We start from the raw sequence: 2,321 nt of genomic DNA on the forward strand, positions 1-2,321 counted from the left end.
GGCCGAGACGATCAATGGCCTCTAGGCCGAGACGATCAATGGCCTCTACAAAGCCGAATTGATCCATCGCCGTGCGCCTTGGAAGACCAAGGAGTCCTTGGAGCTGGCGACGCTTGAATGGGTGTCCTGGTTCAACCACCACCGCCTGCTGGAGCCCATCGGCTACATCCCACCCGCCGAGGCTGAGGCAAACTACTACCGGCAACTCGCCGAGCAGGCCGCCACGCCGGCCTGACTTAAACCAACCGGCCTCCACGGAACCCGGGGCGATTCACTCCACGTCCAGATTTGCTGGCGCCGCCAGCCCGGGGATGGTCGACAAGTCTCCGCCGCCCAGCTCATGATGAAGATCAAGAACGATGACTGGGACGGTTCCATCAGGGACAAGGTAGCTCGAACTGCCAGTCATGGGGCGACGCATGCGCTGCTAGTTCAGGCAGTCGGTTCGGAAATTCTGCATGCGGCTCGCATTCCCCTCGACGCCATCCTTCCGATCTGGAAGCAACAACGAGCCATCAGTGACCGCTTGATCGCCCGCGGAGCCCTTCGTCGACAGAGAAAGAAYCATGCGGCGAACGGCAACAGTCCAACCATCTGGCTTCAAGACGATCGCAACCCGCTTGCGCATCAAGTTCCTGACGCCCTGTGGAACTTCATAGGTGTTGTCAACGTCGTGGCTTTGCCAGATTTCAGCCCGCTCGACGCGCTAGCGGTCGACGACACGTTTGACGACATCGCTGCCGACTACTCGCAGCTCGGCTCAGACGGCGCGCCGAAGTCTCGTGTGCCTCGGTCGTCAGTCAAGCGCGATCAACGCGTTCGCGAAGAGGTGTTGAAGCGCTGCGAGGGTCGGTGTGAACGCACTGGTTGCAGGAACGCTCGCCCTTGGTCCGGCTTCTTCGATGTGCATCACATCCTGGGGGTCGAGACAAGCGACCGTGTCTGGAACTGCGTCGCGCTGTGCCCGAACTGTCATCGAGAGGCACACTTCTCGCCTGACCAGCAGGCCATCAATCGCAGCCTCCTCAAGTACGCAAGCAAGTTCAGGTGAGGCATGGACTCAGGCAACGTATCAGCCATCATCAGCGCAGGCTCAGGGCTTCTGGGCGTTGCCATCGGAGCCCTACTGACCTACCTCCGCGAGCTTCGCGTGGAAGAGGTCAAGGACAAGAGGGACACGTCGTACCTCGCGATCCTCGTCGTCTCTCACCTTGACCGCTTCGCCAACGGCTGTATGCACGTCGCCTACGACGACGGCACGTCCGAGGGACGGCCCGCAGGCACTGATAGCATTTATCACACTCCGACTGTTAAGGCTCCGGAGTTCGCCCCCCTGGACATCGCGGTCGAGTGGCGGGTACTTCCGCGCAAGCTGATGTACGACATCCTGGAAATTCCTGCCAAGCAGGAACATTTGGAAAACCAGCTCGACGGCGTGCGGGAGTTCGACGACCCGCCCGACTACACGGAGTTCTTCTGGCGACGCCGTCGGGACTACGCTGGGCTTGGCCTTCAGGTGTCGGCTGTCGCAAAGCGGCTACGTGAGTTTGCCGAGTTGCAAATCGAGGAAGCCAAGCCAGGTGAATGGAACCGCGATGTCGGCATGCAAGAGGCCATCCATAAGATCGACAAGGACCGCGCTGAGTACGAACGTCGACAAGCCTTGTACCGCGCGCAGAACCCGTTGCCGGACCCTCCACCAATCGGCGCGTAGCGATGGGTCTGCTCGTGTTCATCGGCCTCAACGTCTTGCTTGTCATGGGCATCTCGGCCTGGGAGAACCACTTCTACCGAAAGATGTACTTCAGGGACAAGTGACGAGCCACTCAGATCAACTTCCCAAGGGTGGATTCGTCGGCCGAACCTGGCCAACACTATTCCCCTCGCCAACACACCAAACCCGTGCCGAAGATCGAAACGGGATCAACTTGCGCATGAATCACGCCACCCAGATCTGCGCGCCGTTCGTGACGCAGCTAGGAGAATTCGTCGACGACTGGATGTTCAAGCGCACTAGGGATGAGCTGATCAATTCAATGTCTGGAGCCGACAGCTTCTCTGCGAATGCAYTGCACCGCGGCGAGCGCACGTTTGCGTGGATTTCGAATGATTGGCGAGCTCGTCTTAACCTCCAGAGCAGCGGCATCTAGGCGATCATGAGGTTGGCCAGCGCGAACAGGCTGAGGTTGGCCAGCGCGAACAGGCTGTACATGCGCGCCCCGTTCTTGGCCAGCCCGCGATAGCTGACCTTCTTGTGGCCGAACAGGTTCTTGATGATGTGGAACGGGTGCTCCACCCGCGCCCGGATCTGCGCCTTCTTG

At 60.0% G+C, this 2,321-nt stretch carries 4 protein-coding genes and 1 pseudogene; 4 read left to right on the top strand and 1 reads right to left on the bottom strand.

Annotation, left to right across the window (positions count from 1 at the left end; all coding sequences use genetic code 11):
* Window positions 1-25 precede the first annotated feature (25 nt).
* From AC1D01_RS30740 to AC1D01_RS30755, 4 genes and pseudogenes are all read left to right on the top strand, one after another.
* Window positions 26-235 (top strand): annotated as a pseudogene (locus tag AC1D01_RS30740) (IS3 family transposase); the annotation flags it as partial.
* A gap of 105 nt (window positions 236-340) precedes the next feature.
* Window positions 341-1,051 carry an HNH endonuclease gene (locus AC1D01_RS30745; RefSeq protein ID WP_477873199.1) on the top strand — a complete coding sequence of 237 codons (711 nt, stop codon included), beginning with the start codon at window positions 341-343 and terminating at the stop codon, window positions 1,049-1,051.
* Window positions 1,052-1,054: 3 nt separating this feature from the next.
* On the top strand, window positions 1,055-1,714 hold the full coding sequence (locus tag AC1D01_RS30750; RefSeq protein ID WP_477873201.1) for a hypothetical protein: 660 nt from the start codon (window positions 1,055-1,057) through the stop codon (window positions 1,712-1,714).
* Window positions 1,715-1,934: 220 nt separating this feature from the next.
* Window positions 1,935-2,150: a hypothetical protein gene (locus tag AC1D01_RS30755; RefSeq protein ID WP_477873203.1), complete on the top strand. Its 216-nt coding sequence runs from the start codon at window positions 1,935-1,937 to the stop codon at window positions 2,148-2,150.
* On the opposite strand, the gene AC1D01_RS30760 is transcribed toward AC1D01_RS30755, so the two are convergent.
* Window positions 2,147-2,321: transposase (locus AC1D01_RS30760; RefSeq protein WP_477873205.1), on the bottom strand; the 175-nt coding region annotated here is incomplete at its 5' end. The two genes, AC1D01_RS30755 and AC1D01_RS30760, sit on opposite strands and share 4 nt — an antisense overlap.

Source organism: Rhizobacter sp. P3_B12, from assembly GCF_056402895.1.

What these genes read in the sequence shown, in the direction of transcription:
- AC1D01_RS30750 (WP_477873201.1), top strand. Translation starts at nt 1,055, where the DNA reads ATGGACTCAGGCAACGTATCAGCCATCATCAGCGCAGGCTCAGGGCTT.